At 67.3% G+C, this 22,799-nt stretch carries 26 protein-coding genes and 2 pseudogenes; 18 read left to right on the top strand and 10 right to left on the bottom strand.

Annotation, left to right across the window (positions count from 1 at the left end; genetic code table 11):
* Positions 1–16 precede the first annotated feature (16 nt).
* A complete protein-coding gene (locus tag AB0M22_RS39355; RefSeq protein WP_364737769.1) occupies positions 17–865 on the bottom strand; it encodes an alpha/beta hydrolase in 849 nt (282 codons plus the stop codon).
* 215 nt (positions 866–1,080) lie between these two features.
* On the opposite strand from AB0M22_RS39355, the gene AB0M22_RS39350 reads away from it, so the two are divergent.
* Positions 1,081–1,551, top strand: coding sequence for a YfbM family protein (locus tag AB0M22_RS39350; RefSeq protein ID WP_364737767.1), 471 nt, complete (start codon positions 1,081–1,083; stop codon positions 1,549–1,551).
* A gap of 52 nt (positions 1,552–1,603) precedes the next feature.
* Here the strand turns inward: AB0M22_RS39350 and AB0M22_RS39345 are convergent, their stop codons facing one another.
* Positions 1,604–2,155 (bottom strand): dihydrofolate reductase family protein, encoded by a 552-nt coding sequence (locus AB0M22_RS39345; protein ID WP_364737765.1) that lies wholly within the window; start codon positions 2,153–2,155, stop codon positions 1,604–1,606.
* Between the two features lie 298 nt (positions 2,156–2,453).
* Here AB0M22_RS39345 and AB0M22_RS39340 point away from each other — a divergent pair, with 298 nt between their 5' ends.
* Genes AB0M22_RS39340 through AB0M22_RS39330 form a run of 3 tightly spaced genes read left to right on the top strand, consistent with a single transcriptional unit; the run spans position 2,454 to position 3,978 of the window.
* Positions 2,454–2,876 (top strand): hypothetical protein, encoded by a 423-nt coding sequence (locus AB0M22_RS39340; RefSeq protein WP_364737763.1) that lies wholly within the window; start codon positions 2,454–2,456, stop codon positions 2,874–2,876.
* A gap of 3 nt (positions 2,877–2,879) precedes the next feature.
* The gene (locus AB0M22_RS39335; RefSeq protein ID WP_364737761.1) at positions 2,880–3,746 is read left to right on the top strand and encodes a hypothetical protein; all 867 of its coding nucleotides are present in this window, start codon (positions 2,880–2,882) and stop codon (positions 3,744–3,746) included.
* Between the two features lie 31 nt (positions 3,747–3,777).
* Positions 3,778–3,978 (top strand): hypothetical protein, encoded by a 201-nt coding sequence (locus AB0M22_RS39330; RefSeq protein ID WP_364737759.1) that lies wholly within the window; start codon positions 3,778–3,780, stop codon positions 3,976–3,978.
* Here the strand turns inward: AB0M22_RS39330 and AB0M22_RS39325 are convergent.
* Entirely contained in the window at positions 3,929–4,690 is a 762-nt protein-coding gene (locus AB0M22_RS39325) for a winged helix-turn-helix domain-containing protein (RefSeq protein WP_364737757.1), read from the bottom strand. The two genes, AB0M22_RS39330 and AB0M22_RS39325, sit on opposite strands and share 50 nt — an antisense overlap.
* Positions 4,691–4,754: 64 nt before the next feature.
* On the opposite strand from AB0M22_RS39325, the gene AB0M22_RS39320 reads away from it, so the two are divergent.
* The 7 genes and pseudogenes from AB0M22_RS39320 to AB0M22_RS39290 all read left to right on the top strand — a co-directional run bounded on the left by AB0M22_RS39320 (position 4,755) and on the right by AB0M22_RS39290 (position 9,679).
* Positions 4,755–5,444: a hypothetical protein gene (locus AB0M22_RS39320; protein WP_364737755.1), complete on the top strand. Its 690-nt coding sequence runs from the start codon at positions 4,755–4,757 to the stop codon at positions 5,442–5,444.
* Positions 5,441–6,220 carry an isocitrate lyase/phosphoenolpyruvate mutase family protein gene (locus AB0M22_RS39315; protein ID WP_364737753.1) on the top strand — a complete coding sequence of 260 codons (780 nt, stop codon included), beginning with the start codon at positions 5,441–5,443 and terminating at the stop codon, positions 6,218–6,220. Before AB0M22_RS39320 ends, AB0M22_RS39315 begins: the two co-directional genes overlap by 4 nt.
* 499 nt (positions 6,221–6,719) lie before the next feature.
* Positions 6,720–7,295: a dihydrofolate reductase family protein gene (locus tag AB0M22_RS39310; protein ID WP_364737751.1), complete on the top strand. Its 576-nt coding sequence runs from the start codon at positions 6,720–6,722 to the stop codon at positions 7,293–7,295.
* Between the two features lie 11 nt (positions 7,296–7,306).
* Positions 7,307–7,648 (top strand): YciI family protein, encoded by a 342-nt coding sequence (locus tag AB0M22_RS39305; RefSeq protein WP_364737749.1) that lies wholly within the window; start codon positions 7,307–7,309, stop codon positions 7,646–7,648.
* On the top strand, positions 7,649–8,881 hold the full coding sequence (locus AB0M22_RS39300; protein ID WP_364737747.1) for an RNA polymerase sigma factor: 1,233 nt from the start codon (positions 7,649–7,651) through the stop codon (positions 8,879–8,881).
* A 111-nt stretch (positions 8,882–8,992) separates the two neighbouring features.
* Positions 8,993–9,175, top strand: a pseudogene (locus AB0M22_RS39295) (Clp protease N-terminal domain-containing protein); the annotation flags it as partial.
* Positions 9,176–9,223: 48 nt separating this feature from the next.
* Entirely contained in the window at positions 9,224–9,679 is a 456-nt protein-coding gene (locus AB0M22_RS39290; protein WP_364737888.1) for a Clp protease N-terminal domain-containing protein, read from the top strand.
* 19 nt (positions 9,680–9,698) lie between these two features.
* Here AB0M22_RS39290 and AB0M22_RS39285 read toward each other — a convergent pair whose 3' ends face one another.
* Positions 9,699–10,406, bottom strand: a complete 708-nt coding sequence (locus tag AB0M22_RS39285; protein ID WP_364737745.1) for an SDR family oxidoreductase — start codon at positions 10,404–10,406, stop codon at positions 9,699–9,701.
* A gap of 109 nt (positions 10,407–10,515) precedes the next feature.
* On the opposite strand from AB0M22_RS39285, the gene AB0M22_RS39280 reads away from it, so the two are divergent.
* Positions 10,516–11,418 carry a LysR family transcriptional regulator gene (locus AB0M22_RS39280; RefSeq protein WP_364737743.1) on the top strand — a complete coding sequence of 301 codons (903 nt, stop codon included), beginning with the start codon at positions 10,516–10,518 and terminating at the stop codon, positions 11,416–11,418.
* A 4-nt stretch (positions 11,419–11,422) separates the two neighbouring features.
* Here the strand turns inward: AB0M22_RS39280 and AB0M22_RS39275 are convergent, their stop codons facing one another.
* Positions 11,423–11,914: a pyridoxamine 5'-phosphate oxidase family protein gene (locus AB0M22_RS39275; protein ID WP_364737741.1), complete on the bottom strand. Its 492-nt coding sequence runs from the start codon at positions 11,912–11,914 to the stop codon at positions 11,423–11,425.
* Positions 11,915–11,976: 62 nt separating this feature from the next.
* Between AB0M22_RS39275 and AB0M22_RS39270 the strand changes: the two genes are divergently transcribed.
* The 5 genes and pseudogenes from AB0M22_RS39270 to AB0M22_RS39250 all read left to right on the top strand — a co-directional run bounded on the left by AB0M22_RS39270 (position 11,977) and on the right by AB0M22_RS39250 (position 15,324).
* Complete coding sequence (locus AB0M22_RS39270; RefSeq protein WP_364737739.1) at positions 11,977–12,945, top strand: YafY family protein; 969 nt, start codon at positions 11,977–11,979, stop codon at positions 12,943–12,945.
* Between the two features lie 274 nt (positions 12,946–13,219).
* Positions 13,220–14,200, top strand: a complete 981-nt coding sequence (locus AB0M22_RS39265; protein WP_364737738.1) for a YafY family protein — start codon at positions 13,220–13,222, stop codon at positions 14,198–14,200.
* A gap of 112 nt (positions 14,201–14,312) precedes the next feature.
* Complete coding sequence (locus AB0M22_RS39260; protein ID WP_364737736.1) at positions 14,313–14,447, top strand: hypothetical protein; 135 nt, start codon at positions 14,313–14,315, stop codon at positions 14,445–14,447.
* Positions 14,448–14,450: 3 nt separating this feature from the next.
* Positions 14,451–14,840: pseudogene (locus AB0M22_RS39255) on the top strand (DUF6879 family protein); the annotation flags it as partial.
* Between the two features lie 46 nt (positions 14,841–14,886).
* Positions 14,887–15,324: a DUF6879 family protein gene (locus tag AB0M22_RS39250; protein ID WP_364737734.1), complete on the top strand. Its 438-nt coding sequence runs from the start codon at positions 14,887–14,889 to the stop codon at positions 15,322–15,324.
* Between the two features lie 11 nt (positions 15,325–15,335).
* On the opposite strand, the gene AB0M22_RS39245 is transcribed toward AB0M22_RS39250, so the two are convergent.
* From AB0M22_RS39245 to AB0M22_RS39225, 5 genes are all read right to left on the bottom strand, one after another.
* Positions 15,336–16,436 (bottom strand): FAD-dependent monooxygenase, encoded by a 1,101-nt coding sequence (locus AB0M22_RS39245; protein ID WP_364737732.1) that lies wholly within the window; start codon positions 16,434–16,436, stop codon positions 15,336–15,338.
* A gap of 136 nt (positions 16,437–16,572) precedes the next feature.
* A complete protein-coding gene (locus tag AB0M22_RS39240) occupies positions 16,573–18,039 on the bottom strand; it encodes a gluconate:H+ symporter (RefSeq protein WP_364737730.1) in 1,467 nt (488 codons plus the stop codon).
* Between the two features lie 10 nt (positions 18,040–18,049).
* Entirely contained in the window at positions 18,050–18,670 is a 621-nt protein-coding gene (locus AB0M22_RS39235; protein ID WP_364737728.1) for a bifunctional 4-hydroxy-2-oxoglutarate aldolase/2-dehydro-3-deoxy-phosphogluconate aldolase, read from the bottom strand.
* Positions 18,667–20,280: a D-aminoacylase gene (locus tag AB0M22_RS39230; protein ID WP_364737726.1), complete on the bottom strand. Its 1,614-nt coding sequence runs from the start codon at positions 20,278–20,280 to the stop codon at positions 18,667–18,669. Before AB0M22_RS39230 ends, AB0M22_RS39235 begins: the two co-directional genes overlap by 4 nt.
* Positions 20,281–20,293: 13 nt before the next feature.
* Positions 20,294–21,592, bottom strand: coding sequence for an amino acid deaminase (locus AB0M22_RS39225; RefSeq protein ID WP_364737724.1), 1,299 nt, complete (start codon positions 21,590–21,592; stop codon positions 20,294–20,296).
* 141 nt (positions 21,593–21,733) lie between these two features.
* Here AB0M22_RS39225 and AB0M22_RS39220 point away from each other — a divergent pair, with 141 nt between their 5' ends.
* The gene (locus AB0M22_RS39220; protein WP_364737722.1) at positions 21,734–22,777 is read left to right on the top strand and encodes a sugar kinase; all 1,044 of its coding nucleotides are present in this window, start codon (positions 21,734–21,736) and stop codon (positions 22,775–22,777) included.
* The last annotated feature ends 22 nt before the right edge of the window (positions 22,778–22,799 follow it).

Below are 22,799 nucleotides of genomic sequence, written 5' to 3'. Positions count from 1 at the left end.
TGCGACCGCCCCGATGCTACGTAGCGGGGCGGGTGATCCAGGCGATCAGGTCGTCTTCGACCTGGTCACGGTTGGTCTCGTTGAGGATCTCGTGGCGAGCGCCCGCATAGACCCGATAGGTGAGGTCGGTAAGGCCGGCCGCGCGGTAGCGGGTCAGCAGGAGTTCGCTCAGGCGTAGTTCGTCGTTGAGCGGGTCCGCGTCGCCGACCATCACGTACAGGGGTAGATCGGCGGGGACGGTGACCGGTTTCGCCAGACGTTCGGCGGCCACCGTGGCCAGCGACGCCATGTTCGCGGCGTCGATCTCGAAACCACACCAGGGATGGGCCAGGTAGGCGTCGACCTGATCCTCGTCGCGGCTGAGCCAGTCGGCGGTGGTGCGCGTGGGCTGGAAGCGAGCGTTGAACAGCCCCAGCAGATCCGTGCCGGACTCGGCGATCATGACGAAGAGCTGGTCGACCGAGGTGGTGCCGCACAGGACGACGTCGTCGATCAGATCCGCGTGATCGAGGATATATTGCTGAACCGCGAAGGAGCCGAGGCTGTGACCGAACAGCACGACCGGGAGGCCGGAGTGCTTGGCGCGCAACAGCTTTGTCAGCGTGACGAGATCCTCGACGAGCAGGTTCCAGCCGTCGCTGCCGAGTTCGCCCGGCTGACCGGTGATGCTGTGGCCGTGGCCGCGGTGATCGTCGGCGTAGACGGCATATCCACGGCCGGCGAGCTTTTCGGCCAGATGGCCGTAGCGGGCGGCGTATTCGCCCATCCCGTGCGCGATCTGGACGACGCCGATCGGCGCGCGGTCGGCGGGCAGCCATTCCTGCACGTGAATGAGGATGCGGTCGCTGCTGGAAAAGGTGAACATCGGGATACGCCGACCTTCCGATTGGGCGGAACTGCCTCGCCGAAATCGTCGCATCCCGATGTCGCCGAGCATATGGGTGCGCGGAACAAGATTGCCGGGAAGCCGATTGTCGCCGGGGACGAGATGCGCCCGCGCGGTGGCGGCGGTGGCCTGTCGGACCGCACCGCTACCCTGCACCGAAAGGCACTGCACGAGACGGCGATCGGGGTTGGCAGATGGGCATGGTGGTCTCGTTCACGCGGGTGACGAGCGCGGAGCTGGCGCGAATCAAGGCCGCCCCACACGACGCGACCGACATCATCGACGCCCGCGAGCGCACCAGGAAGGAACCCAGCGGCTACATCGACAAGGCCTGGGGCGGCCTCGAGTACCTGTTCGAACACGCCCGCATCGGCGTCGACCTGTTCGCCGACGGCGAGCTGATCGACGAGGACCGCATGCTCTACGCCTGGACCGCCGGCTTGGTCAGCGCCACCGCCGAGCAACTCCGCGCTACCCCGTTCACCGAACTGGCCGAACACTTCGACGCCGAAGACATGGACGACTCCGACGTCTACCCGACCATCTGGGTCCGCGACGGCGACGACCTAGGCCTCGGCTACCTCCGCCTCCACTACACCGAACTGACCCGCTTCTTCGAGTACGCCGCCAAATCCCGCTCCGCCGCGATCATGACCTTCGGCTGACCGGATCACCCTGCGTCAGAGGCATTTTCACCGCACGGGGTGGGCACGTACCTCATTCGACGAGATAGCGCAGCATTGTCGCGGAGTTGAAGTGCTTCGTCTCGGCCAGTCGGAGCCGGATGCGCTGGTCCAGCGACGGGAAGAACGGGGTGCCGCCGCCGAGCACTACGGGCATGACGAACATCTGGTATTCGTCGATGAGCCCGTGCGGCAACAGCGCGGCCGCGAGGCTCGCGCCGCCGACCTCCAGGACGCCGTCTCCGCCGGCCTTGAGCCTGCGCACCTCCTCGACCGCGTTCTCGCTGACCAGCGTGCTGTTCCAATGCACTTCGGTGAGCGTCCGGGAGAACACGACCTTCGGCTTCTCCGTCCAGAGCCCGGCGAACTCACGCTGGATCGGCGGCGCGTCCGCAGGCACATGCGGCCAGTACTCGGCCATCAGTTCGTACAGGCGACGGCCATGCAGCGAGATCTCGATCACGCGGTAGCGATCGTTGTGGAACTGGTGCAGTTCGTCATCCGGATCGGACCAGTCGATGCTGCCCTCGCGGTCGTTGATGTAGCCGTCCAGGGACACGCTGAACCCGTAGATCAGTTTCCTCATGACTGGACAGACCTCCCACGCGCTCGAAACTCATCGGCGGACATCACTGACAGTGACAGATTCGCCGCCTCGTCGCAGCCGATGTGACAAACCACCACGATCGTCACCGGTGGCGGGCGTCGACCGTATTCGAAATCAGAGAAGCGCCCCTCCATGGGTGCCGGTTCATCCAGCGGACCAATTCATATGACGTCGCGGTCATCGTCGTTAGGTTGGAAATCGCCTATTGCAATCCTTTTCGTCGCGGATGCTTCGCGTGAATATCACAAACGGCAGACCGACTCCTGAGGAGACATTCATGCCTAACGAAAATCCTTCCAACGATAACGACAACCGGACTGGCACGCCCCCGGCGAACGGCGTCGGCCGCGGTGAAATCTTGCCAGGGCCTGACTGGCCCGCCGAAGCGGCGGAATTCGCCCGACGGCAGGCCGGGACCGTCCGGTCGGAACCTGTACTGGCGGTGCATCGTGACGCCGCCGCGTCCTGGCTTCAAGAGAAAGCCAATGGATTCCGGAATGACGCCGGAGCACTCGTGGACGAGGTCATCGCACGGGCCCTGGCCCGCCCCGATCAGACAACGCTGCTGGAAACGCACGCCCTGCTGACCGAACTGGGCCGCGACCCGGAGATCTCCGCCCTGATCACCGAGCGACTGACCGGCGACGTCGTGCAACAGATCATGCAGCTCAGCGCCGCCGGCCGACCAGAGGAGGACTGACCGATGACCGTCCAGGCAACCACCGTCAACTACAAGGGCCCCAACCAGACCGGCGAGTCCAGCTACGGCTATCTCGCGCAGGGTGACCGCTATGGCCACCAGAACAGCCACGACCTCCAGGAAGGCGGCTTTTACGAGCAGATCAAATCCGTGAAACTGTTCGACTCGTCGATCCAGGATGTCTGCCAGATCTTCTTCACCGGTGACCAATACGACAACGTCTACCAGGCGTGGTACACGCTCAAGGGGAAGGGCTATATCAATGTGACGGGCGGCTGGGGACCCGTGCGCAGTTATATGCTGGTCGCCACGTCCCGGGACGGAGAGAACGAGCTCAGGTTGAGTTATCGGGACCTGTTCTTCAGGGATTGGATCACCATGATCGACGAGATCAAAGGTGACTCCATTCGCCGAGACGTCGACCCGGTTCTCACCTGGGAGATGTTTCCCACCGACCCGCGCTACACCTGGCTCGACCCGAAGCTGCCGTATCTCAAGGTCCATCAGGACCTCATGGCGCTCGTGCCTTGGCCGTACACCGACTACCACATCTGGATGGAGTACTGGATCTATCTGTACCCCAGCGGCACGGGCGTGCGGGCGCACGTTCCGCAGTACTGGTGGTACGTCGACGGCGGCGCTCTGCACGAAAACATCCGCGACAGATTCGTCTGGCGGGTGCGCGACGGCGCCGTGGCGCTACAGAACAAACTCAACGAAAAACTGGCCCAGTTCGACGGAATGGCGCCCAACGGAGTGCACGACGTGTACTACCTGCCCGGCAGAGCGCTGACCCGGCCCTCCGGCACCGGTTTCAACGACGGGAACGTCACCACCAGCGATATCACCATCATCGCCACCGCTCAATGACCGTTCGGCGGGGATGCGCTATCATTAGAACATGCGTTCGAACGGAGCCTTTGAGGAGCAGGTCAGCGCGCTGGAGCGTGCGGTGACGGCGCTGCGCGGGCTGGACGTTTCGCGGGCCACCGAGGAGGAGTTGGCCGAGTTGCTGGAGCGGTTGGAATCGGCGGCTCGGATGATGGCGGGGATCATCTCGCGGGTTGCGTATCGGCTTCGGCAGTTGCGGGATCCGGCGTAGGGCCGAGTTCGAGGGCGGACGGTTCGATGCCCAGCAGGGTGTGCAGGCCGGACGCGCCTTTCGGGGTGACGCGGATGGCGCGGCCGGTGCCGACGCGGGTGATCCAGTCGAGTTCGTGCAGGCGGCGGCAGAGGTGAGCGCCGGCGGTGCCGCCGAGGTGGGTGCGGCGTTCGGTCCAGTCCAGGCAGGCGCGGGCGAGGGGGCGGCGGGTGGCGTGTAAGTCGGCGGGTCGGACGCCCAGCGGTCCGGTCAGCCAGGACATACCGGCTTCGGTGAGCGCGAAACCGCCGTCCTGATCGAGCAGGGAGCGGGTGGTCATGGCGTCGGTGATCGCGACGCCGAGGCGACCGGCCAGGTGGTCGTAACAGGTGCGGCCGCGCGCCAAAGCCGCGGCGACAGTGGCGGTTCGGAGGTTGGTCACGACCGGGCGGGGCGGGTCGAGGTGGGTGACCATGGACTCCAGCAGCTCGGCCACCTGCGGGCCCGCGAGTTGCACGTAGCGGTGCCGGCCCTGCCTGCGTTCGACGAGCAGCCCGCCGTCGAGCAGGCGGTTGAGATGTTCGGTGGCGGTCGACGCGGCCACGCCGGCGTGGCGGGCCAGCGCACCCGCGGTCCACGCGCGGCCGTCGACCAGCGCGAGGCACATGTCGGCGCGGGTGCGGTCGGCGAGCAACGCGGCCAGGCCGGCCAACTCGGCTCCTCTGGATGACACCACCCCATGATGGTGCGCCGACGTTTCGGCGGCCACCGAAACGACCCGGAGTTACGGTCACCGCATGAATCGGACAGTTCCGCTGATCACCGACCCCGATCAGGTACGCGCCACCTTGATCGACGCACCGGTACCCGCCGTGCCCGCGGTGGACGCGCCGGTCGGCATCGCCTGGTTGCGCGCGCATGTGCCGCGCTTCAGTACCGGTTCCGAGCATCAGCGTTTGCGCGCGTTGGTCACCGAGGAACTCGACCGGCTCTCTCCGGCCGACCTCCGTGAGCGCGCGCGGGCAGCTGAGGGGCCACTGCCGCACGTCCGTGCGCTAGCGGAAGCTCTTGGACTGCAAGATATTTCCGTCGAAACCGTTGGTTTGGTGGCCGCGCACTATCAACCGTTCGAGCCGGACAACCCCGCCGCCGACGACGCCGTCGTCGAATTGGTCGCGGCCTGCGGGGGTGTCGCCGATGACGCCACCGCGGCTCGAATCTGCCTGCTGGTTCAGGCCTGCGCGGCGACCAGCGCGTTGGTCGCCAACGCTCGGCAGTTGGACGCACCGGGTACGGCCGAACAGCTCATCGAGCGAACCATGAACGAGAACCCACCACTGCGCTCGACCAGAAGAGTCGTCGACGGCGAGGTCGTCGAGCTCGACATGCGCCACCCTGGATTAGGTTTCGGCGCAGGCCCGCACGCCTGCCCCGGCCGAGCACACGCCATCGCCATCGCCACCGGAATCATCGAGGGGTCCGAATGAACAAGACGAAGCTCTTCCACGAACTCCATCACGGCGACCAACCGCTGGTCCTGCCGAACGCGTGGGACTACGGCTCCGCGGCATTGCTTGCGGCCGAAGGCTTTCCGGCGATCGGCACCACCAGCCTCGGCGTCGCCGTGGCGGCGGGCCTGCCGGACGGCACCGGCGTAACCAGTGCGGCGACCCTCGCGCTGGCCACGCTGCTCGCCCGCCTGCCCGTGCCGGTCACCGTCGACATCGAGGGCGGCTTCAGCGAAAACCCCACTGCCGTAGCCGAATACGCCGCGCAACTCGCGGACCTGGGGATCGCCGGCATCAACCTGGAGGACGGCCGCGCGGAAAGCACCCTCGCCGACCCGGAACACCAAGCCACCCTGATCACCGCGATCAAACAACGCGTGCCGGACCTGTTCATCAACGCCCGAGTCGACACCTACTGGGTGAAAGACGACATCGCCCGCACCCTCGACCGCGCCGAGCGCTACACCGCCGCAGGCGCCGACGGCATCTTCGTCCCCGGCCTCACCGATCCCGAGGGCATCACCCAACTAGTCACCACAATCCCGCTCCCCATAAACATCCTCTACTCCCCCACCGGCCCCGCCATCGCCACCCTCGCCACCCTGGGCGTCCGCCGAGTAAGCACCGGCTCCCTCCTCTACCGAGCCGCCCTGACCACAGCCCTCGACACCGCCCGCGCAGTCCGCCAAGACAACCCGATCCCGGTCGCGGCCCCGCCCTACACCGAAATCCAAGCCCTCACCGACCCCGCCTGACCTCCCCGGAATTTACCGGTCCGCAACTGCGCGCGGGGATTCACTGCGCGGCGACCAGGTCATACGCCACCGGATCTCCCGCCGACGAGCGGGGACATGGCCGAGTCAAACGTCGCGCCTCTCCGGCGAATCCCCATTCAGTGGCACATGGTGGCGGCAAAACGCGAGAAGGTCCCGCCATGGTGTGCCACTGAATGGAGATTCAGCCGGGCTGCTGCGATAGGAGTTTCTTGGCGGTGGTTTCTAAGTTTCGTCGAGGAGGACGGTGTCGGCAGCGGAGACGCTGATGTCCCGCTCAGCCGGTCACCTGGGCTGATTCTGGCCTGGCCGAGACATACCGGGATGAAGGGTGCGAGGCGATGCGCTCGTGTCCCGTTTGAGGGGAGGGTGTGGCTAGAGATTCGCGGGGAGAAATTTCGGAAGCGGTGTCGATGTGGTGGGGAGCCGTTCGTGTAGTCGGTGACGCCGGCTATGGGTCGGTCTTATCGAAGGAGCTGGGATGGGCAGGATTACTGCGTTCGAGCATGTGACGTTGGACGGGGTCATGCAGGGGCCGGGGCGGGCCGATGAGGACACTAGAGATGGGTTCGGGTTGGGTGGGTGGGCGCATCGGTTCAGTGATTCGGTGCAGGGCAGGGTGATGGGTGAGCACATGGCGGGGCATGAGGGGGCGTTGGTGTTCGGGCGGCGGACGTACGAGGACTTCGCGGGGTTCTGGCCGTATCAGACCGATAATCCGTTCACCGGGGTGCTCGACAAGACGCAGAAGTACGTCGCGTCGCGCACGCTGACCGAGCCACTGCCGTGGCAGAACTCCACGTTGCTGCCCGGCGACGCCGTCACCGCGATTGCCGAACTGCGCCGCGAACTCGATCTGGTGCTGCTCGGCAGCGGCGATCTGCTGCAATCGTTGATGCGGCGCGATCTGGTCGACGAGTACGTGTTGCTGATCAGCCCGACCGTGGTCGGCGCCGGCCGTCGTCTCTTCGACGGCGTCGAACTGGGCGACCTGCGGCTCGTCACGTCGAAACCGACGACAACGGGCGTCATCATCGCCACTTACCAGCGCGGATGAGGAGGACCACGATGCCGCAATACCTGCTCAGCATCAATCAGCCCGACGGCGAGGGCGTGCCGGACAATATCGACGAGATCATTCGCGATCTCGATGCCGTCAACGCCGACCTGCGCGCCGCGGGCGCCTGGGTGTTCGCCGCCGGACTGCACGCCCCGAGCACCGCAACCGTGTTGCACGCCAAGGGCGATGACGTGCTGATCACCGACGGACCGTACGTCGAGGGAAAGGAACATATCGGCGGATTCACCATCATCCAGGCCGCCGATCTGGACGAGGCCCTGGAGTGGGGTCGCCGGCTGGCCGCGGCGATCACGCTGCCGATCGAGGTCCGGCCGCTCCGGGACAGCTAGATGGCCGAACCCGTGACCGCCGCGGTCATCGAAGCGGTGTTCACCGAGCACTACGGCCGCGCGGTCGCCAGCCTGATCCGCGTCTTCGGCGACATCGGAATCGCCGAAGACGCGGTGCAGGACGCGTTCACCGCGGCGGTGCTGCGCTGGCCGGCGGACGGGCTGCCGCCGAGCCCGCCCGGCTGGATCATCACCACCGCCCGCAACCGCGCGATCGATCGGCTCCGCCGGGAGGCCTCGCGCGCCGACCGCTACGCACAGGCCGCGCTGCTGCACGCCGACGACGACGAACCGGCCGAGGAGGGTGCGGTGCGCGACGACCGACTGCGGCTGATCTTCACCTGCTGCCACCCCGCGCTGGCCCGCACCGCACAGGTGGCCCTCACCCTGCGGCTACTCGGCGGCCTGACCACTCCGGAGATCGCCCGCGCCTTCCTGACCGCGGAATCGACTATGGCGCAACGGATTGTCCGCGCCAAGGGCAAGATCCGCGACGCCCGCATCCCCTACCGCGTACCCGCCGACGCCGATCTCCCGGCGCGGTTGCAGGCCGTCCTCGCGGTCATCTATCTGATCTTCACCGAGGGGCACACGGCAACCTCCGGTGATCAGCTCGTCCGAGCCGACCTGTGCGCCGAGGCAATTCGCCTCGGCCGCCTGCTCACCGAACTCATGCCCGACGAGCCGGAAGCCGCCGGCCTGCTCGCGCTGATGGTGTTGACCGAGGCCCGCCGCCCGGCCCGCACCGCCGCCGACGGTTCGCTCGTACCGCTACCGGAACAGGACCGCACCCGCTGGGACCGCGAACACATCGCGGAGGGCCACGCCATCGTGCGAGAGTGCTTGCGCCGCAACCAACCTGGCCCCTATCAAATTCAGGCCGCGATCAACGCCGTGCACACCGACGCCCCGATCGCGGCGGCCACCGACTGGCCGCAAATAGTGCAACTCTACGACCAACTGACCGCGCTGACACCGAGCCCGATCGTCGCGCTCAACCGGGCCGTCGCCGTAGCCGAAGTCGACGGCCCCGCAGTCGCGCTCGCGCTGCTCGATGCTCTCGACCTCGAAAACTACTACCTGTACTACGCGATTCGAGCCGACCTCCTCGAACGCCTCGGCCGCACAACGGAAGCCGTATCCGCCTTCGACGCCGCGCTCACCCACACCGAGAACGCCGCCGAGCGAGCCCTTCTCACCCGCCGCCGCGAATCGCTCACCGAACGCGACTGAATTCCGGGCCGCGCCCGCCTTTTCCTCCACCCGACAAACGCATATCGACCAGCAACTCCGCATTGTTGACTACCATCGAAATCAGCGGCCGATGGCCGAAAGGGGGTCGCTATGTTCGAGAGATTCTCCGATCAAGCCCGCCGGGTAATCGTGCTCACCCAGGAAGAGGCGCGCGAGCGCGGCCACGACTACATCGGCGCGGAACACATGCTGCTCGCCGTCCTGCGCGCCTGCGAGATCGGCTCCGCGGCCACCACCGCGCGCGCCCTGACCGAGCTGGGGATCGATCCGACGACGGCCAGGGTACAGATCGCGCTGCCGCCCGGCACCGCGGATCACAGCATGTCCGGGCACATCCCGTTCACCAAGCAGGCCCGAAAAGCGCTGGAGAACAGCCTGCGCGAAGCCCAGGCGCTCAACCACGTGCACATCGAACCGAGCGACCTGTTGCTCGCGTTGACCAGCACCGCCGCCGACGATCCCGAGACACCGGTCGGGACCGCCGTCACCGCGCTCGGCCTGACGCACGAGAAACTGCGGCGGGCGCTGCGCGTCGGCGCGACCTATCAGGCCGCGCCCTCGATCACCCCGCACTTCACGACCAAAGCGCAGCAGGCATTGGCCCGCGCCAACATCGAAGCGCGAAAATCCAGCGGCAGCGGGGTCGATACCGGGCATTTGCTGCTCGGGCTCCTCGCGCAGGAGGACGAGGTCGTTCATCCCGCGCTGCAAGCGCTCGGCATCGATCCCCAGCAATTGGCGACCGAAATACTCGATCGGTTGCCGCACGCGGAATAAGCCTCGCGCCGAACAGATTTCACGCCAGTCGGCCGCCACCGTCGACATGCAGCGTCGTGCCGGTCACGAACGGATTGGTCAGCGTGAGCAAGGCAGCTGCCGAGATGTCGGCCGGATTGCCGACGCGGCGTGCGGGATTGGCCGCGGCGATCCCGGCGAAGAAGTCGTTCTTGTTCTCCCCCAAGCCATCCCACACACCCGAGTCGATGATGCCGGGTGACAGCGCGTTGACCCGGATCGGTGCGAGTTCCACCGCGAGAGCCTGGGCGAGGAAGCTCACCGCACCGTTGGTCGTCGCCATCACGGCGCGTTCGGGTGCGGGCCGCCACGCCGCGAATCCGGAGAACAGCAGTACCGCACCGCCTTCGCGGATGTACGGGGCGAAGTGCTTGGCCAGCAGGATCGGTCCGATCACCTTGGCGTCGAACGCCCGCGTCACCGCGGCCCGGTCCAGGCCGGCCACCGGTCCGTTGGCGTGCGCGGCGGCGACGGACACCAGGTAGTCGATCTCCCCTACCTCCTCGGCCAGCCGCGCGATGGATTCCTCGTCGCCCAGATCGACGGCCGCATTGCTCGCGCGGTCGCCGAGATCGACGAACGTTCCCGGGTTGCGCCCCGCCAGGACAACCGTCGCGCCCGCGTCGATCGCGTCGGCGGCGATCTGCCGTCCGATACCGGAACTGCCGCCGATGAGGACCAGTTTCTTGCCGTCCATCGAGCCTGTCATTGCTGTCTCCTCGGTTGTGGTTGACCTACACCGAGTTCCAACGCGGTCGTTCGACGGAGCAATCCCGTCGTCATATCGATTGTTTCTGGCTGTCCGATAGAATTTGCGAATGGCAACACTGCGCGCGCTCGAATGTCTCGTAGCCGTGCTCGACTACGGATCGGTGACCGAGGCGGCCGCGCGCCTGCACATGTCGCAGCCTGCGCTGTCGCATCAGCTCGCCGCGCTGGAGCGGGAGATCGGCACCCCCGTGGTGGAGCGGTTGCCGCGCGGGGTGCGGGCGACGGCGGCGGGGCGGGCGATCGTGGTGGATGCGCGGGCAGCGCTGGCGGCGGCCGAGCGAGTGGTGACCACCGGGCGGGCCGTGGCGGCCGGCGCGCAGGGGCAGTTGCGCATCGCCTGCGCCGAGAGCATGACCGCGGGGCTGCTCGCGCCGGTATTGCGCGGATGGTGGCGGCGGCATCCTGACGTGCACGTCATGCTGAACGAAATGTCCAGTGCCGACGCACTTTCGGAGCTGGTGCGGGCGGGCGCCGCGGATCTCGGTCTCGGACCGCGACCAACCCGATGGGACGGCCACCTGGAGGTGATCGGTCGCGAGGAGATCGTCGCCGCCCGCGCCGCAGCGGATACCGCGAAACCGTTGACCCTCAACGACATTGCCGCCGAACCGGTGGTGCACTATCACCCGGACAACGGACTCGGCGCCTGGCTGGACGACATCGCCGCCGACCGCGGCGTCACCCTCACCGCCGCGACCCGCACCAAGCAGGCGAACACCGCGGCGCAACTCGCCGCCGCCGGTCTCGGTACCGCGCTCGTGCCGACCTCCGCGCTGTCCGCGAGCTTCCCCGGCGTCGTCCGCAGCCTGCGCCCGCCGATCTTCCGCGACGTCGTCTGCCTGACCAGCACGCCGAACGACCCACTGGTGCAACGGTTTCAGCACGAGGTGCGCAAACGCGGCGTCCCGGTCCCGGCGGCGATCGCCGCTCAGCTCACACCGCAGCGCTGAAACCTCAGTGCTTGCGCACGACCCGTTCGCCCTGACCCGGCTTCCAGATGGTGATGTCGAGATGGTCGTCGACGACCTCGACGGTCGACGCGCTACTCAAGTCCGCGACGTAGAAGTGGTCGAACTCCTGCCCGCGAATATCGAACCCCGTGTCATCGAACAGTTGCTGTGCGAACCGGACATGCACGTCCTTGTCCGGCAGGTCGACGACGGTGCCGAACAGTTTCGCGTCACCGTCGCTGACCTTCGTGTCGATGGTCGCGGTGTGCAGGCAGAACCGCGGATCGCGCGCCAGATCGCGGAACTTGGTCGTGCCCGGCATGCCCGAGAGCACCAGCATGTCCTCGAAGAACCGCGGTTCCACCGGACTGATCCGCGGGAACCCGTCCGAGCGGAGGGTGCCGAGCATGCACAGGTTGCCGGTGGCGGTGTGCCTGCGCACGAACAGGTCGGAGATGCGCGGTGCTTCTGCGGTGAATTCGCTCCAAGTGGTCATATCTCCGACGATACGATCGATCCTTGACATCTTCTGTCATATTTTCCGACTAATCTCGACCCATGCGCGCGAGTCGACTGGTGCAGTTGCTGCTGATCCTGCAAACGCGGGGCCGGACCACGGCCGGCGAGCTCGCCAAGGAGCTCGAGGTGTCGGTGCGCACCGTGTATCGGGATGTCGAGGCGCTGTCCGCGGCCGGGGTGCCGGTGTACAGCGAGCAGGGCCGGGCGGGCGGCGTGCAGTTGGTCGACGGGTACCGCACCCGGTTGACCGGGCTCACGACCGACGAGGCGGATGCCGTGCTCCTCGCCGGATTGCCCGGCGCCGCAGCCGATCTCGGACTCGGCACGGTGCTCGCCACCGCCCAGCTCAAGGTGCTCGCCGCGCTGCCGCCCGAATTACGCGGCCGCGCAACCAGAATCGCCGAGCGAGTACACATCGACGCACCCGGCTGGTTCCGCCCGCCGGACGAAACCCCCACCCTGAACCTCGTCGCCGACGCACTCTGGCACGACCGGCGATTGCAGGTTCGATACGGCCGCAAGGACAAGGTCGTCGACCGCCGCCTCGACCCGCTCGGCCTCGTCATGAAGGCCGGCACCTGGTATCTGGTCGCCCGAGACGGCCCGGCAGTCCGTTCCTATCGCGTCAGCAGGATCATCTCCGCCGAACCGACCACCGAATCCTTCACCCGCCCAGCAGATTTCGACCTATCCGCGCATTGGTCCAGGTCAGCCGACGATTTCGCCCGTTCGATGCTGCGCGTCCGCGCCCGCTGCCGAATCCCCGCCACCCACCTACGCCTGCTCCGCCTCTGGCACGAACCCGTCGCCGTCGCCGAAGCTCTGGCCTCAGCAACCGAACCCGACGCCGAAGGATGGGTCGAACTGACCCTCCCCTCCGAGTCCTACGACGTCCTCGCCCACGCCATCCTCCCGCTCGGCGAACACTGCGAGGTACTCGATCCGCCAGAACTACGGGCCAGAATGGCGGAGACGGCGGCACTGATGCACGCCCGTTACGACAGCTAGCGACCGCAACGCACCCGCACACGACCTCGGCGCACCGCCACCCGTGCGGCGTCAAACCGCGTGCGGCCGCGCAGGGCGATCGTGACCAGCGAGCATCTGCCGCATCAGCCGCACACTTTCTGACCTCCCGCACAGCAACTCGCCGACATGACACGCGTGCGGATGTCAGAAGGTGTGCGGCTCCGAGAAATGCATGACCGCAGCAACGTGTCGGACCGCGGCGGCTACCGACTTAGGACAGTCTCGTTCCTAACCGTCTGCCATCCTGAACTACATGCTGGAAACATCAGCGCGCCTGCTCAAACTGCTCGCCCTGCTGCAAACGCACCGCGACTGGACGGGCGCGGAGCTCGCCGAACGCCTCAACGTCACCGGCCGCACCGTGCGCCGCGACGTCGACCGCCTGCGCGAACTCGGCTATCCCGTGAACGCCACCCAGGGCACCGGTGGCTACCGGCTCGGCGCCGGCGCGGCCCTTCCCCCGCTGCTCCTCGACGACGAAGAAGCGGTGGCGGTAGCGGTCGGCCTACGCAGCGCATCCGACGGAACCGTCGCAGGCATCGAAGAATCCTCGCTGCGCGCACTCACCAAACTGGAGCAAGTCCTCCCCCCGCGCCTACGCCATCGCGTCCGCACCTTGCGCGGCGCCACCCTCCGAGTCGCCGCCCCCGGCACCCCCGTCGAACCGGAGACCCTGATGGCCATCGCCGAAGCCTGCCAACGCCACGAACGCCTCCGCTTCGACTACCGCGCCCACGACGGCACCACCACCGTCCGCACCGTCGAACCGCACACCCTGGTCAACTTCAGCCGCCGCTGGTACCTCGTCGCCTGGGACACCGACCGCACCGACTGGCGCACCTTCCGCGCCGACCGCATCACCCCCCGCACCCCCACCGGCCCCCGCTTCCCCCCGCGCGACCCACCCGAAGGCGATGTCGCAACCTACCTTTCCCACCAACTCTCCACCCGCACCTGGCCCCACCGCGCCACCGTCCGCCTACACGCCTCCGCCGAAACCGCCGCCCCCAACGTCTGGCCGGGCATGGGCGTCCTCGAACCCCTCGACTCCACCACCTGCCACCTCCACCTGGGCGCCGAAACCCCCGAAGCCCTCGTCTGGATGATCACCGCAGTAGACCTCGACTTCACCCTCCTAACCGGCCCCCCACAACTAGCCACCGCCCTCCGCACCCAAGCCACCCGCTGCCACAACGCCCTAACCAATTTCCCTGTACCGGAGAAAGATTCATGACCCCACCAAACCCACCCCGCCCTCGCCGGACTCATCACCATCGGACCTGATCACCTGCGTCCCGTTGTCCCCGTCAGCACCGACCTCGTCATCGGTATACCCCTCGAGGCCGGTGTCAGGTAAAGCCCCATCGAAGTACTTCACCAGGAAGGACATCACCGTGCAGCTGCTGACCGGCAATCCATGGCCCGACCTGTTCGGACGGTGCCAACGGGAGGCGTTCCACTTGGAGGTCAAAGACACCTAAGCGGTGCCGAACGAGTCGGAACCGTTGCGGCGCTTCCTCGATGACGAACCGAACGACAACGCTTGGTTCGAGCCATGGGGTCAGCTCGTGCGAGAGACGACGAGCCGGGGCGTGCGGGTGACCCGAGTCCGTGTCGTCACAGTCCCGCACGTCGACTATCAACGATGGCTGCTCGAGCTGACAACCCTGAATGCCGAGGCAGGAGAAGACATCCGGTACCTACCCCGGCACGAGGTGAGCGCCGATTTGGTGCCGGCAGATGACTTCTGGCTGCTCGACGACAAGAGGGTGGTGTTCAATCTCGTTGACGTGAATGGCCGGGCCGCTGGGGCCTGCGCACTCACCACCGACCCCGGCATCGCCAACCGCTGCCATGCAGTCAAGCAAAACCTGTGGCCGCTAGCGAGCCTTCCATCTCGAACAGCGGGACTCGTACGCCGTGCCTGCCGAGGCGGAACGGATCAAGCGCTACCTTGCCGGCGAAACACCTCCGGTCAGCACCAACCGAGAATGGCCGGACCTAATTCACGAGGCAACAGGGCGTGGAGTTACCGTTTCCCGAGTCCGCGTGGTTACGTTGCCTCACAGTGACTATCACCGCTGGTTACTGTCCGTGACGAACATTCGGGTGGACGACGGCGAGGATATTTGCTATTTGCCACGTCACCTCGCCGGCGAAGTTCCGCCGGACGATTGGTGGCTGTTCGATGATGCGAAGGTCGCCTACAACCTGGCGAACGAATCCGATGGCCCAGCCGGACTGGCAACAACCACCGATCCCCGGATAGTCAGGTACTGCGCCGACGTGAAAGAGCGCCTGTGGCAGCTCGCCATTCCGTACACAGAGTATCTGGAAAGCGACTTCGCCCAGCAGTGACGAAGCGGTCCTCAGCAGGTCCAGTCGAGGATTGGGGACAGGGAGTTAGCTTGGGTTGAGGTGGGGAGGAGGCGGAGGGCGGTGTTGCGGAGGGTTACCAGTGGGGGGAAGGAGAGTTGGGCGAGGGTGCCTAGGTGGCGGGAGCGGGATACGAGCATTTGGGTGCGGGGGCGGCGGAGGGTGTCGTAGCGGGTGAGGGTGGGGTCTTCGGTGGCTACTCGGGCGAGGATTACGGCGTCTTCCAGGGCCTGGCAGGCGCCTTGGCCGAGGTTGGGGGTCATGGCGTGGGCGGCGTCGCCGAGTAGGGCGATGCGTTCGGCGACATAGGTTTTCAGGTCGGGGAGGTCGTAGAGGTCGTGTTTGAGGACGGCGGATTCCTCGGCGGCGGCCAGGAGGGCGGGGATGGGGGCGTGCCAGGCGCCGAAGCGGCGGCGTAGTTCGGCGAGGCCGTCGCCGGAGGTGCCTGCGGGCAGGTTGGCGGTGGCGAAGCAGTAGACGCGGCCGTCGGAGAGCGGCGCGTAGCCGAAACGTTCACCCCGGCCCCAGGTTTCGCCGAGATCGGCGAGCGGTTCGGTGGGGGTGACGATCAGGCGCCAGGCGGTGTAGCCGCGGTAGCGCGGGGTGATGTCGCCGACGACCGCGCGGCGGACCACGCTGCGGAGGCCGTCGGCGCCGACGATCAGATCGCCTTCGGCGGTACCGGCGGAATGGGTGACGGTGCCGTCGGGGTTTGCCGAGGTCACCGAGATGCCGGTGCGCAGTGCGGTTTCCGGGAGGGCCGCGCGCAGGATGTCCAATAGATCGGCGCGGTGCATCATGATCGGGCTGCCGAATCGGGTGCGGATGGCTTCGGTGTCGGCGCGGGAAATCCAGTGGCCCTTGCTGTCCCGGATGCCGGCCGAGTTCTGTTCGATGGCCCGCGCGCGCACCTGGTCGCCGAGGCCGAGCGCGTCCAGTGCGCGAAGCGCGTTCGACCACAGCGAAAGTCCCGCGCCGACCTCGGCGATCGTGGTCGCCCGCTCCAGCACCTCGACGTCCCAGCCTCGCCGGGTCAATGCGACGGCCGCTGCCAGTCCGCCGATTCCGCCGCCCACGATGATCGCCTTGGCCATCTCGCAACTCCTCCTGCTCGGATGATCACGATCGTAAACCTCGGCTCGTGCGGTGCCGGAAACACCGATGCGGGGCTGGACAACGGTGGAGACCACCAGTTGTCCAGCCCCGCATCGGGTTCGAAACGACCTACCGCTAGCTGACGATGGCGAACAACACCGCCGCCACCGCGAAACTCACCACCGACAGGATGGTTTCGAGCACGGTCCAGGTTTGCAGCGTCTGCTTCACCGACATGTTGAAGAACTTCGCGATGATCCAGAACCCGCCGTCGTTGACGTGACTGAGAATGATCGACCCCGCCGCAATCGCCATGGCGATCAAGGCGATCGACATCTGCGAGTAGTCGTGACCGGTCACCAGCGGAGCCACGATGCCACCGGTGGTGACGATGGCGACAGTGGCCGAACCCTGAGCGATGCGCAGACCACAGCTGATGATGTAGGCCAGAACGATCACCGGAAGCCCGGCCGCGGACATGGTGTCGGCCAGCGCCGTGCCTATTCCGGTGGCGGAGATGACCTTTCCGAAGAACGCGCCCGCGCCGACGACCAGCAGCAACATGCCGACCGGACGCAACGACTCCGCGGTGAGCTCACTGAGCTCCTGCACGGTGGACCCGCGCCGCACGCCGAGCACGTAGAAGGCGATGAGTACCGCGATGAGCAGCGCCACCGCAGGCGTGCCGAAGAACGTCAGCACCTGAAGCAGCTGAGAGTCCTTGTCCAGCAACTGAGTACCGAACGTCGCGCCCAGGATCAGCACCAGCGGGATGGCGATGATCGCACCGATCAGGCCGACCGACGGCGGAGTCGTCGTCACCGGCCGCTTGGTGGCGACGCCGCCGGCACCGTCGGAAACCCGCTCCCCCTCATCGGGAGCGGTCTCCTTCTCCTCGTCCTTGCGCACGAGAAACTCGTCCGGCACCTCGACCTGGATGCGCTTGCCGATGTAGCTACCCCACACGATGCCCGCGGCGATGAATCCCGGGATGCCGCAGACGAATCCCATCAGGATCAGCCAGCCGAGGCTCACCCCGAGCAGGCCGCCCAGCGCCACCGGACCGGGGTGCGGCGGCAGGAACGCGTGCGTCATGGACAACCCGGCCAGCATCGGCATGGCGTACAGCACCAGCGAACGCCCGCCGCGCTTGGCGGCCACGTAGATCAGCGGCGCGAGCACGAAGATGCCGATGTCGAAGAACACCGGGATGCCGAAGATGAGCCCGAGCAGGCCCATGGCGACCGGAGCGCCCTTCTCGCCGAACAGGTTCAGCAGCTTGCCGGTCAGAACGTCGGCGCCGCCGGATCGTTCGAGGATCGCGCCGAGCACCGTGCCGAGGCCGATGATGACGGCGATATGCCCGAGGATGCCACCGAATCCGGTCTCCAGGATGGAGTCACCGGCTTTGATCGCCGTGCCGACGATCTTCGACACCGGCAGCCCGGCGGCGAGCGCCAGCGCTAGACCGGTGAGCAGCAGCGCGATGAACGGCTCCAGCTTGACCTTGATGATGGCGAACAGCAAAACCGCGATCGCAAGCCCACAGAGCACAAGCAGCCCCGGGGTGGTAGTGCGCAGCCAATCGACGGTAGCGCCCATGGTGGACCTCTCAATTCATGGATCGAACGAACGACGCCGCGCGGGAAGCGATTTCGGACCAACGGCCCGCGGCGACATCGGAAGGGGAGACGACGTCGGTTCCCGCGGTGACCGCAATCGCGCCCGCAGCAAGGAATTCGGCGGCATTACCCGCATTGACGCCACCGGAAGGGATGAGCGCCACGTCAGGGAACGGACCACGCAGGTCCTTCAGGTAGCCAGGGCCCAGGGCCCTGGCGGGGAAGATCTTCACCGCGGCCGCGCCGAGATCCAGCGCGGTGAGCACCTCACTCGGCGTGAAAGCGCCCATCACGACGGGAATGTCGTGCTGTGCGGCGACCTCCGCGACATCGACCCGCAGCCCCGGCGTGACCAGGAACTGCGCGCCACTGTCGATGGCGGCCTTGGCTTGTTCACCGGTCAGCACGGTGCCGACCCCGAGCACGGCCCCCTCGGCGGCTCTTGCCGCGGCCAGATAGCCGAGCACGCCGGGCGTGGTGAAGGTCAGCTCCAGCGCCCGGATCCCGGACGACGCCAGCGCTTGCGCGAGCGCGACCGGATCGGGGATCTCCGGCGCCCGAACCACGCTCAGCACGCGATCGGCACGGATCACCTCTATGGCCGTGGTCACAATGTCTCCTTCCGCGAGGCGTCCATGCGCAGCGCACGTCCGGCGAGATTCCCGGTGGGCGCGCCGTTCTCGATGGCGAACTCACCGTTGACGAGCACGTGCCGGATGCCGCGCGCCTGCTGTTTCGGGTTGTCGAAGGTGGCGGTGTCCACCACGGTCTCCGGGTCGAACACGACCAGATCCGCGGCGTACCCGGCGAATACGAGCCCGCGATCGCGCAACCGCAACCGATCGGCGGGCCGGCCGGTCAAATGGTGCACGCAGTCTTCGAGTTCGAGCACGCCCAGCTCGCGAACGTAGTGCCCGAGGTAGCGCGGGAAGGTGCCCCAGGCCCGCGGATGCGGCCGGGCCGGCGCGAGCAGCGCATCGCTGCCGCCCATGTGCCCGGGGTGCACCATGATCGCGCGCACGTTCTCCTCGTGCCCGACATGCTGCAGGATGCTGGTCGCGAACTGATCCCGGCGCAACAGATCGAAGAACACCTCGACCGGCGCCATCCCCCGGTCCACGGCGATCTCGTTCAACCGCTTGCCGACATACCGGTCGAGTTCCGGGTTGGCGACACCGCTGATCTGAATGGTCTCCCATTCGACGGTCACGCCGTGACAACCATCGGACCCGTTCACGTTGACATCCAGGGCAATTCGCGCCCGGGTCGCTTCATCGTCGAGCCGCGCCAGCGCCGCATCCGGCCCGCCGGACATCGCCCAGCTCGGCAGCAACGCCGAAAGGGTCGTCGCGCCAGGCAGATACGGATACGTGTCCAGGGTGATGTCACACCCCTCGGCCCGCGCCGCATCGATCAAGGCCAGGAATTCCGGTGCCCGCCCGGCATTCACGTGGAAGTTCATCGTGGCGTGCGTGAGGTGCAGCGCGCAGCCGGTGGTCTTGGCCAGCTCGACCATCTCCGCGTACGCCTCGAGCGCACCCGCACCGTAGGACCGGGTGTGCGGCGCATAGAACCCGCCGAACTCGGCGACCACCTTGCACAGCTCCGCCAATTCCCCGGTGTCGGCATACATTCCGGGCGTATAGGTCAACCCGCTCGACATTCCGACCGCACCCTCGCGCAACCCCTGCGCGAGCAGTTCCTGCATCCGGCGGATCTCCGCCGCCGTCGCGGCCCGCTGCTCCGAGCCGACCACGAGCAACCGCAACGTGCCCTGCGGCACGAGATAGGCCGCGTTGGGCGTGATTCCGCGATCGAGCCGATCGAGGTACTCCCCGACGGTGCGCCAGGAGAAGTCGAGATCGGCGGGATTGCCGTTCCACCCGGCGATCTGCCGGCGCACCACCGCGAGGGTGGCGTCGTCGATCGGCGCGTAGGACAGTCCGTCCTGACCGATCAGCTCGGTGGTGATGCCCTGGCTGACCTTCGGGAAATGCCCCGGCTCGGTGAGCAGATGCAGATCCGAATGGGCGTGCATGTCGATGAAGCCCGGGCACAGCACCGCACCGGGGCCCGCATCGATGATGCGGTCGGCGTCGGCGATGCTGCCAGGCTCGGCGATCCGCGCGATGCGTCCCTGCTCGACCAGCACGTCGCCGCGGAAGCGCGGCGACCCGGTGCCGTCGATGATGTCGATGTCGCGAAAGAGTAAGTCCGTCATAGTCTTCGGCTCGTCAGAAGAACGTGTGCAGCAGGTCGACGACCCGCGGCGACTCGGCGTCGGCGGCATCGATCACGGGAATGAGCCGCCACTTGTCGAAGGCGGTACACGGATGCGACAGCCCCAACCGCACCACCGCGCCCACCGGCAGGTCGCTGCCCGCGGGCAGCCGCAGGAAGGTGTGCTGATCGTTGAGCGCGGACACGGTCGCCGCCGGGTCCAGGGCCGAACCCGGTTTCCCCGCAACGAGTTGCGGCACCGGCAGCCCCTCGTCGTAGGGCAGGTCGCGCTTACCGGCGTCCAGCAGCGCCAAGCCCGGCTCCGGACGGGAGACGGCCCGCGCCCAGCCGTGCATGGCCGAACGCAGCGGGTGGTCGGTGCGCGACGCGGCGAACGGGGAAATGCCCGAGTAGAACCCGTCGTCGTGAATGATGTACGCCCCGGACCGCAGCACGATCGAGGTCGGAATACCCTGTGCGCCTTGCTCATCGGCCAGGCCGGCCAGCCGTTCGACGACCAGGTCCGGGTAGGCACTGCCACCCGCGGTCACGATCGCGCCGTCCGAATACTGCCCGGCGGCGGCGATCTCACGATGTAGGCGGGCGAGTTCGTCGAGGTAATGCCGCACGGTGTCGACGCCCTCGGTAGTGCGGTCGTGCGCGAGTGTGCCCTCATACCCGCCGACTCCGGCGAGCGTCAGCCGTCGCGCATCGACAATCGCGGCCGCGACCGCGTGCGCCTGCTCGACGGTGCGGGCGCCGGTACGCCCGTGCGGCCCACCGAGTTCGACCAGAACCCGGACCTTCGCCGAGCCGGGCGCGGACCGCAGGTGCTCGTCCATCAACTCGACGGTCTCGACACTGTCCGCCCAGCAGACGAACTCGAAACCCGGGTCCTTCGCCAATTCGGCGGCGACCCAGCGTAATCCGACCGGATCGACCAGCGCGTTGGCCAGCAGCACCCGGCCGACGCCGAAGGACCGCGCCACCTGCACCTGCCAGATGGTGGCCAGCGTGATACCCCAGCACCCCGCGGCCAGCTGCTGCGCCCACAGCTGCGGCGACATGGTGGTCTTACCGTGCGGCGCGAGTTGCACACCCGCGGCGCGCGCCCAGTCGGCCATGAGGGCGACGTTCGCCTCCACCGCGGACCGGTCGATGGTCAGCAGCGGTGTCTCGAACTGATCGAGACTCGGTGCGGTGGCGAGGAATTCGCGCACGGTGCGCCCCCAGGCAGCGGGCGGCAGCCCTTTGTGCTCGGGACCGATCGTCCGGTCTCCGAGTCCTGCTACGACGTCTTCGTCGATCGCCACGGCATTCCTTCCCAGCGAATTCGCCTCATTATGCATAGCGTCTTGCTATTGCATATTTTGCAATGCTTGTTGCGCATCGTGTTTCGTGTGGTTATTCTGCACGGGATGGCCGGTGGCCGCAAGCACAGGAAGGAGATCGGTGTGACGTGGCCTACGTCGACCCGCTCACGGGCGGTAACTGTCGGCGAGGGACTCGCGGTGCTGGTGGCGCAGCCGGGACCGCTGGAGGAGTCGGAGATCTTCGAACGGACCGCGGGCGGCGCGGAGGCGAACGTGGCCACCGTGCTGCGTCAGCTGGGGGTCGACACGGCCTGGCTGTCCAGGGTCGGCGACGACGGCTTCGGCCGCTACCTCGTAGCGCATCTGGCCGCGCACGGTGTCGACGTGTCGGCGGTGGTCACCGATCCGGGCCGGCCGACCGCGGTGTACGTCAAGGAGCGCGGGAGCGGCTCGGGCAAGGCCACCGATCTGGCCGAGCGGGCGAGTCGCATGCTCTACTACCGGACCGGCTCGGCGGCCAGCGCGCTCTCCCCCGCCGATCTCGCGGCGACCGCGGCGGCCGAGCTGCTCGCGCACTGCGGCCTGGTCCACTTCACCGGGATCACCACCGCGCTGTCCGCGACGGCGACCGGTCTCACCGAGGCGCTGCTCGCGCTCCCCCGCAACGGCAGGCTGGTCAGCTTCGACCTGAACTTCCGCCCCGCGCTGTGGGCCGGCCGCGGCGAACTGGCCGCCGAGGTGCTCGCCCGGCACGTGCGCGGCAGCGACGTGGTCTTCCTCGGCGCGGACGAGGCCGGCGCGGTCTTCGGCACCGACGACGCCGACGAACTGCGCGCCCTGTTCCCGGAACCCGCGCAGCTGATCGTCAAGAACGACGCGCACACGGTCACCGGATTCGCCGGCGCCGAACGGGTCGAGGTGCCCGCGCTCGGACTGGAGATCACCGAACGGATCGGCGCGGGCGACGCGTTCGCCGGCGGCTACCTCGCCGCGCTGCTGCACGACCGGCCGCTGGTGCAGCGCTTGCGATTCGGGCACCTGTGCGCAGCGGCCGCCCTGACCGGAACCGGCGACGGCGCCGAACTGCCCGCGACGGCGATCCTGGAACGGCTGGCCATGCTGGACGAAATCGCCTGGGCCGGGCTGCATTACAACGACAGCGTCATTCAGAATGTGGCGTCATGAGCCATCCCGAGGAGTCTCAGCC

The sequence above is a fragment of the Nocardia sp. NPDC051756 genome, from assembly GCF_040681495.1.
Taxonomy (GTDB): Bacteria; Actinomycetota; Actinomycetes; order Mycobacteriales; family Mycobacteriaceae; genus Nocardia.
This window is presented reverse-complemented; position numbering and strand designations above follow the sequence as displayed.

Bases quoted from the DNA above. Each gene is read 5' to 3' on its own strand.
- AB0M22_RS39305 (WP_364737749.1), top strand. From the start codon at position 7,307: ATGCCGCAATACCTGCTCAGCATCAATCAGCCCGACGGCGAGGGCGTG.
- AB0M22_RS39330 (WP_364737759.1), top strand. From the start codon at position 3,778: ATGCGTTCGAACGGAGCCTTTGAGGAGCAGGTCAGCGCGCTGGAGCGT.
- AB0M22_RS39270 (WP_364737739.1), top strand. From the start codon at position 11,977: ATGCGCGCGAGTCGACTGGTGCAGTTGCTGCTGATCCTGCAAACGCGG.
- AB0M22_RS39265 (WP_364737738.1), top strand. From the start codon at position 13,220: ATGCTGGAAACATCAGCGCGCCTGCTCAAACTGCTCGCCCTGCTGCAA.
- AB0M22_RS39315 (WP_364737753.1), top strand. From the start codon at position 5,441: ATGAACAAGACGAAGCTCTTCCACGAACTCCATCACGGCGACCAACCG.
- AB0M22_RS39230 (WP_364737726.1), bottom strand. From the start codon at position 20,280: ATGACGGACTTACTCTTTCGCGACATCGACATCATCGACGGCACCGGG.
- AB0M22_RS39290 (WP_364737888.1), top strand. From the start codon at position 9,224: ATGTCCGGGCACATCCCGTTCACCAAGCAGGCCCGAAAAGCGCTGGAG.
- AB0M22_RS39245 (WP_364737732.1), bottom strand. From the start codon at position 16,436: ATGGCCAAGGCGATCATCGTGGGCGGCGGAATCGGCGGACTGGCAGCG.
- AB0M22_RS39340 (WP_364737763.1), top strand. From the start codon at position 2,454: ATGCCTAACGAAAATCCTTCCAACGATAACGACAACCGGACTGGCACG.
- AB0M22_RS39350 (WP_364737767.1), top strand. From the start codon at position 1,081: ATGGGCATGGTGGTCTCGTTCACGCGGGTGACGAGCGCGGAGCTGGCG.
- AB0M22_RS39285 (WP_364737745.1), bottom strand. From the start codon at position 10,406: ATGACAGGCTCGATGGACGGCAAGAAACTGGTCCTCATCGGCGGCAGT.
- AB0M22_RS39310 (WP_364737751.1), top strand. From the start codon at position 6,720: ATGGGCAGGATTACTGCGTTCGAGCATGTGACGTTGGACGGGGTCATG.
- AB0M22_RS39275 (WP_364737741.1), bottom strand. From the start codon at position 11,914: ATGACCACTTGGAGCGAATTCACCGCAGAAGCACCGCGCATCTCCGAC.
- AB0M22_RS39300 (WP_364737747.1), top strand. From the start codon at position 7,649: ATGGCCGAACCCGTGACCGCCGCGGTCATCGAAGCGGTGTTCACCGAG.
- AB0M22_RS39355 (WP_364737769.1), bottom strand. From the start codon at position 865: ATGTTCACCTTTTCCAGCAGCGACCGCATCCTCATTCACGTGCAGGAA.
- AB0M22_RS39345 (WP_364737765.1), bottom strand. From the start codon at position 2,155: ATGAGGAAACTGATCTACGGGTTCAGCGTGTCCCTGGACGGCTACATC.
- AB0M22_RS39280 (WP_364737743.1), top strand. From the start codon at position 10,516: ATGGCAACACTGCGCGCGCTCGAATGTCTCGTAGCCGTGCTCGACTAC.
- AB0M22_RS39335 (WP_364737761.1), top strand. From the start codon at position 2,880: ATGACCGTCCAGGCAACCACCGTCAACTACAAGGGCCCCAACCAGACC.
- AB0M22_RS39240 (WP_364737730.1), bottom strand. From the start codon at position 18,039: ATGGGCGCTACCGTCGATTGGCTGCGCACTACCACCCCGGGGCTGCTT.
- AB0M22_RS39320 (WP_364737755.1), top strand. From the start codon at position 4,755: ATGAATCGGACAGTTCCGCTGATCACCGACCCCGATCAGGTACGCGCC.